Origin of the sequence: Staphylococcus caprae (assembly GCF_002902725.1) — a bacterium.
In the GTDB taxonomy this organism is placed as follows: Bacteria; Bacillota; Bacilli; order Staphylococcales; family Staphylococcaceae; genus Staphylococcus; species Staphylococcus caprae.
Genome location: NZ_PPRT01000072.1, coordinates 69,116 through 76,557, shown reverse-complemented (window position 1 = coordinate 76,557; position 7,442 = coordinate 69,116). Strand labels below are relative to the sequence as shown.

The 7,442-nt window shown below is 32.7% G+C and carries 6 protein-coding genes; all 6 read left to right on the top strand.

Annotated features, from left to right (window positions below; genetic code table 11):
* The first annotated feature begins 1,039 nt into the window (after positions 1-1,039).
* Positions 1,040-1,711, top strand: a complete 672-nt coding sequence (locus CD155_RS11630; protein WP_002441724.1) for a DUF5079 family protein — start codon at positions 1,040-1,042, stop codon at positions 1,709-1,711.
* 216 nt (positions 1,712-1,927) lie between these two features.
* Positions 1,928-2,953: a hemolysin family protein gene (locus CD155_RS11625; protein ID WP_103213404.1), complete on the top strand. Its 1,026-nt coding sequence runs from the start codon at positions 1,928-1,930 to the stop codon at positions 2,951-2,953.
* 24 nt (positions 2,954-2,977) lie between these two features.
* Positions 2,978-4,045 (top strand): NAD(P)H-dependent flavin oxidoreductase, encoded by a 1,068-nt coding sequence (locus CD155_RS11620; RefSeq protein WP_103213403.1) that lies wholly within the window; start codon positions 2,978-2,980, stop codon positions 4,043-4,045.
* A 223-nt stretch (positions 4,046-4,268) separates the two neighbouring features.
* Entirely contained in the window at positions 4,269-5,117 is an 849-nt protein-coding gene (locus CD155_RS11615) for a DUF72 domain-containing protein (RefSeq protein ID WP_103213402.1), read from the top strand.
* A 13-nt stretch (positions 5,118-5,130) separates the two neighbouring features.
* A complete protein-coding gene (locus tag CD155_RS11610; protein WP_002441733.1) occupies positions 5,131-5,958 on the top strand; it encodes a sulfite exporter TauE/SafE family protein in 828 nt (275 codons plus the stop codon).
* 93 nt (positions 5,959-6,051) lie between these two features.
* Positions 6,052-7,371 carry a bifunctional metallophosphatase/5'-nucleotidase gene (locus CD155_RS11605; protein WP_103213401.1) on the top strand — a complete coding sequence of 440 codons (1,320 nt, stop codon included), beginning with the start codon at positions 6,052-6,054 and terminating at the stop codon, positions 7,369-7,371.
* Positions 7,372-7,442: the final 71 nt, after the last annotated feature.

The window sequence follows — 7,442 nt, the reverse complement described above, 5'->3', positions numbered from 1 at the left end:
CTATTTTATATATTAAGAGTTATATTTATTTATCATTATTTAAGCCAGAGTCGTTGATTTTAAAAATGCAATAAGAATATAAATAAGATTTTATATGGTTATAAAAAAGAGTAATGTGAATTTTCATAGGGAATTTCTAAAACTATTATGATCTTAAAAATCGAAGCACCATATTTGTTTTAGTTTATATTTGAATATAGATAACATGACTAAATCAAATTTCATAACTAATTGGTCAGAAGTAAAAGTTAAAGTAGGTACTAAATAAAAATGTACAGAGGTGAAATATGACAATAGTTATAACTATAATAATCGTATTATTATATATGATTTCCTCGTATATAAGTAAAAATAATGATGATTTTAACACTAAAAGGTTTTACATTTGTATAGTGAATTTAAGTATACTTTTAATAATTTTTATATTAAGTTATTTCAATAATACTAAATCGTTAAATGAAAATCTTTTGCTCAGTTCATATGTATATATGATTTTAGCTGTTAGAAGTTATTTTGTGAAAATGAGAAAGACGTTAATTATTAAGAAAATAAAACATTCTAATGACCATATTAGACAAAGTAACCTTAAAGAAAAATTAGAATTTTTACGAACTTCAAAGAATAGAGGATTTCACTTTTTCTATATTTCCATTTGTTTGTTTCTAATGACAATTATATTAAATAATAATGAATTTATAAGAAGTGATGATGAATTTTATTCTTTCGTTGCCGTAACAGTTGTATTTTACTTGATATTTACATTCATACAGATGATATTTTATTTAATTAAATATAAAATTGTTACACATCATATATTAGTTTCTATTTTGTGTGCTATTTGGGTAAGTATTAGTATCGCCTTGCTACTTAATTAACATTATGTATAGTGGGTAACATTTTTTTGATATATATGAAGTGAAAATTAAATAATAATAACATTCAATATTTTTATAATTGTCTAGTTTCATTGATTTAGAAACAGTAATTTTATTTAGATTGGATCGAATAAGAATATATAGTCATATGTTAGGGGATAAAAATGTCTACTGCGGAATTTTTAGATGATATAAGAAAACCAGGAGCTCAAGTACTTAGTATATTTTTATTTTTAATATTGAGTTATGCATCATTGGTATTTCTTTTTGGTGCAAATATTGAAGATATGTATTTAGGATTAAGAATATTTTTGATAGTTCAAATCATTATTATAATTATAAGTGTTATTCAATTTAAAGATTTTTTCAAATACGAAAATATAGATAATAAGTTTAAGGTAAAGAAGTATGCGAAATTTCTAACAACTGTTAATATTTTAAGCACTTATAACGCTATTTTTATGTTCCATAATATTTTCTATGTATTAGCACTACAAAGTAAATATAATTTAGAAAATTTTTGGTTAGTAACTACATCTATAATTTTACTTTTTTGTATTTTAGACTTAATCAGTAACATGTTTATTTTAATCGATGTACCTTTTATTGAAAAATTTATAGATAATAAATTAATTGCAAAATTGGGTATTATCTTCAAAGCATTAGCACAATTAATATTTGTGGAGAAGATTATTGAATATTTTATGCTTCCATATTATTTAGACAATAAATTTACTATAATAGCTTCAATCCTCATTATTCTCTCAGCAAATGTTGTTGCCTTTTTATATATGAAAAAATATGCGGATTTTAAAGCTATAATTATAGAGGATTAGATGACTGAATCTAATTGAGAGAAATAAATGCTAAATAAATTCAATTTTTTAACTACCTTCATAAAACATAGAGGATGAGAGTATTAAGTTTATAACTTAGTATTCTCATCTTTTTTAATACGTATCACATTGGAATTGGTCCCGTTTCAAATACGTATTTCTCGGGAAATAGTTTATTAATGCTTAAATTGATTATTTCTATAAGGAGAATGCACCATGATTGTTGCGATTGTTATTTTGATTTTTGTCTCGTTTTTCTTTTCAGGAAGTGAGACGGCTTTAACTGCGGCAAATCGTACTAAATTTCAAACGGAAGCTAAGAATGGTGATCGAAAGGCCAAAGGGTTAACTCGACTATTAGACAATCCGAGTGAGTTTATAACTACAATCCTTATCGGTAATAATGTATCAAACATTATTTTACCTATATTAGTGACGATTTTAGCTATTCGAATGGGTATTAATATAGGAATTGCAGCTGTCATTATTACGATAGTGATTATTTTAATTTCGGAAGTGATTCCAAAATCAGTAGCCGCGACGTTCCCTGACAAAATTTCACGTTTGGTTTTTCCTGTGATTAATATTTGTGTCATTGTTTTAAAGCCGATAACAGTATTATTAAATAAAATGACTGACGGAATTAATCATATGTTTTCTCGAGGAAAGCCAGTTGAAAAACGTTTTAATAAGGAAGAAATACGTACGTTATTAAATATTGCTGGGCGAGAAGGCGCCTTTAATGAAGTGGAGAATGCACGTTTACAAAATGTAATGGACTTTGAGAAATTAAAAGTAACCGATGTAGATACAACGCCACGTGTAAATGTAGTGGCATTTTCAAAAGAAGTGACTTATGATGAAGCATATGAAACTGTGATGAATGGACCATATACACGTTATCCAGTATATGATGAAGATATTGATGATATTATTGGCGTCTTTCATTCAAAATACTTACTCGCGTGGAGTAAGCATAAAAATGATAGGATTACGAATTATGCTTCAAGTCCACTATTCGTTAATGAGCATAATCGTGCGGAATGGGTCTTGCGTAAAATGACAGTGACACGTAAACATTTAGCCATCGTGCTTGATGAGTATGGTGGCACCGATGCGATTGTGTCACATGAAGATTTAATCGAGGAATTGTTAGGTATGGACATTGAGGACGAGATGGACCAAGAAGAGGAAGAAAAATTGAAAAATCAAAAGTTCCCGCAAAGTGTGGAACGACGATAACTGAGTTGTAAAGGGGAGAGCATGATGTGGAATGATAATGAAATGACTGAACGACTAGGCGTGCGCTATCCTATTATCCAAGCAGGGATGGCTGGTAGCACTACACCACAACTGGTTGCAACTGTCAGTGAACAAGGTGGTTTAGGCACGATTGGTGCCGGTTATTTTAATGCTGAAAAGTTGGAAAAAGAAATTCAAGAAGTGAAGCAACTAACTGATAAACCATTTGGTGTGAATTTATTTGTTCCTAGCGAGAATCATTATTTACCAGATCAAGTTGAGCATATGAATGCATGGTTGAAACCCTATCGACGTGCATTTAACTTAGAAGAACCTGTAGTAAATGTGACCGAAGAAATACAATTCAAGCAAGCGATAGATATGATTATTAAATACCAGGTGCCAGTATGTTGCTTCACATTTGGTATTCCTGATCATGAAACGATACAGAAACTTAAAGATGCGAAGGTAACATTGATTGGTACAGCTACTACTGTAGATGAAGCCATTGAGAACGAGCGTGCCGGTATAGATTTAATTGTTGCTCAAGGTAGTGAAGCGGGCGGACATAGAGGGTCATTTTTAAATAATGGGAAGTATGAACCAATGATTGGAACGATGTCTCTCGTGCCCCAAGTGGTGGATGCAGTGTCGTTACCTGTTGTCGCTGCAGGAGGTATCATGGACGGACGAGGTCTCCTTGCAAGTATGATGTTAGGTGCCCAAGGCGTTCAAATGGGTACAGCGTTCTTAATTACTGATGAAAGTGCTGCGAATGATTTATTGAAAAATGCCATCCTAAATAGTAAAGAAACAGATACAGTTGTTACTAAAGTATTTAGCGGAAAGTATGCGCGAGGTATTCATAATGCGTTTATCGATGAGATGAATCAATATGATGGAGAAATTCCTGATTATCCTATTCAAAATCAATTGACGAATAGTATTAGGAAAGCAGCTGCTAAAGATGGTAACCCAGAACTCACACATATGTGGAGTGGTCAGTCGCCACGACTTGCTGAGAAAATGCATGCGGCTATGATTATGGATAAAGTTGTTTCACAAGTTGAGGAAAGATTAAAACAGAATTAAATCAAAATAGTGTCACAATTGGAGAAGACTCGGACAAAATTTGTTGTCTGAGTCTCCTTTTATATATTGGTAGTAGATGGCTGAATTGAAAGTGCGCTTAAATTATACTTCTCTCAATCAAAGTAAAAGTGATTCGATTTTAATCATTAAAGAATATGTAAATTTTAGATTGATAAAGTGAATCGCTGATTTATTGTATGGTATCATGTTGGTGGTGATAAATATGATAGAAATAGGTCTTACTGGTTGGGGAGACCATGATACATTATATGAAGATTTAGAACGTAAAACGGATAAGCTTAAGACTTATGCTAGTCATTTTCCAATAGTGGAATTGGATGCTTCATATTATGCGATTCAGCCAGAACGAAATATATTAAAGTGGATAAATGAGACGCCCAAGCGCTTTCAGTTTATCGTGAAAATACATCAAGCGTTAACGTTACATGCGGATTATAAAGATTTTGCAGAGACGCGTAACGAATTATTTGAACAATTCAAAGCCATGATTCGACCTCTTAAAGAACATGGCAAACTTGCAATGGTATTAGTTCAATTTCCACCATGGTTTGATTGTAATGTTCAAAATATTAATTACATATTATATGTGAGGAAACAGTTAGAGGATTTCCCAATGTGTGTGGAATTTCGACATCAATCTTGGTTTGATGAACGTTTCAAAGAACAAACATTGTCTTTCTTAATGGAACACCAAATTATTCATTCTGTAGTTGATGAACCACAAGTGAAAGAAGGAAGTATTCCATTGGTCAATCGTATCACTCATGAAATTGCCTTCGTTCGTTATCACGGTCGTAATAGGCATGGCTGGACGAAGAAGGATATGACTGATCAAGAGTGGCGAGATGTAAGATATTTGTATAATTATAACGATGAAGAACTTTCAGATTTAGCACAAAAGGTGAAGATATTAAATCATAAAGCTAAAAAGGTTTATGTCGTTTTTAATAATAATTCTGGTGGTCATGCTGCTCAAAATGCTAAAACGTATCAAGATATTTTAGGTATTGATTACGAAGGATTAGCACCACAACAATTAAAATTATTCTAAGAGGCGAAATGTCATGTTATTAACTATTATTTTATTAGTACTTATCGGAGGCCTTTCTGCAATACTTGGTTCAATCGTAGGTATAGGTGGAGGCATCATCATAGTACCAACACTTGTTTACTTAGGCGTGAATCATCATTTACTTCACGGTATCACACCACAGATTGCTATTGGTACATCTTCAGTCATTCTTATCGTTACCGGATTGTCTTCTTCCTTAGGATATTTAAAAACGAAGCAAGTCGACATTAAAAATGGGTCAATCTTTTTATTTGGGTTGCTCCCGGGGTCTCTGATTGGTTCGTTTTTGAGTAGATATTTAACATTAGATTCTTTCAATTTATATTTTGGAATATTTATGATTTGTGTAGCCATTTTACTGATGGTTCGCCACAAAATTAAACCATTTAAAATCTTTGATAAGCCTCAATACGAACGTACATATGTAGATGTGGAAGGGAAAACTTATCATTACAGTGTGCCACCACTCTTTGCCTTTGTAGCTACTTTATTTATTGGAGTACTTACTGGACTATTTGGTATAGGTGGAGGCGCACTTATGACACCACTGATGCTCATCGTCTTTAGATTTCCACCTCATGTGGCTGTAGGTACAAGCATGATGATGATTTTCTTTTCAAGTGTGATGAGTTCAGTTGGACACATTGTGCAAGGCCATGTAGCGTGGGGTTACTCTATTGCGTTAATTATTTCTAGTATTATAGGTGCACAAATTGGAGTGAGAGTGAATCGTTCAATTAAATCTGACACTGTTGTCATGCTATTAAGAACAGTGATGTTACTTATAGGTGCATATTTAATTATCAAATCGTTATTATAATTTGATAAGCACTTCTACTTTTAGATAACGTATTTAAATGCTAAAGTAAAAAATAAGTACATAATAATCAATGATTGAAGAGGGGGTCTAGTTATGGAGTTAACGATTTATCATACAAACGATATTCATAGTCATTTAAATGAATATGCACGTATTCAAGCCTATTTAGCCGATCACCGTCCGCAACTTCATCATCCCTCACTTTACATAGATATTGGTGATCATGTTGACCTATCAGCGCCTGTTACAGAAGCCACTCTAGGTAAGAAGAATATTGAACTACTGAATGAAGCCCACTGTGATATTGCGACCATTGGTAATAATGAAGGTATGACTATTTCTCACGAAGCGTTGCAAAATCTTTATAACGAAGCGAAGTTCAAAGTGATTTGTGCTAATGTGTTTGACGAGCAAGGTCAGTTACCTAACCAAATTGCTTCTTCCTATATTAGAGAAATTGAAGGCGTACGCATTCTATTTGTAGCTGCGACAGCACCGTTCACGCCTTTCTATAGGGCGTTAGATTGGATTGTGACGGATCCTCTAGCTGCTATTAAAGACGAAATTGATGCACAACAAGGTCAGTTCGATATTTTAATTGTTATGAGCCATGTCGGTGTGTTCTTTGATGAGAAATTATGCCAAGAAATTCCTGAAATTGATGTTATTTTTGGGAGCCATACGCACCATTATTTTGAAAATGGAGAAATCAACAATGGCGTTTTAATGGCTGCGGCTGGAAAGTATGGGCATTACTTAGGCGAAGTCAACCTAACTATTGAGCAAGGTAAGGTAACTTATAAAAGAGCAAAACTTCATCCACTTGACGGTTTACCTCAGGTAGAAACGCGTTTTGACAAAGAAGGTAAAGCACTATTAAGTGAACCTGTGATTAACCATCATGTGAAATTGCAGAAAAAAACAGATATGATTACTGAAACATCATATTTACTTGCTGAGAGTGTGTATGAATTTACCCATGCAGATTGCGCGATAGTGAATGCAGGCTTAATTGTAAATAGTATAGAAGCGGATGAAGTGACAGAGTACGACATTCATCGCATGTTACCACATCCTATCAACTTAGTGAGAGTACGATTAACTGGTGATGAATTGATTCAAGTGATTAAGAAAAGTCAAAAACAAGAGTACATCTATGAACATGCTCAAGGTTTAGGGTTTAGGGGAGACATTTTCGGAGGATATATTCTATATAACATAGGTTTCATTGAGTCAGAAGATCGTTATTTTGTTAATAATGAGGAAATTCAAAGGGATAAGCAGTATACATTGGGCACTGTTGATATGTATACATTTGGGAGATATTTCCCCATTTTAAAAGGGTTACCGACTGATTATATTATGCCTGAATTTTTAAGAGACATTTTTAAGGAAAAGTTGCTTAGTCTTTAAATTTAACGTATATTAGATTTTAATTTATTGTTAATTTCGTTATAATATACGGAGAGAGAATAAACAGGAGG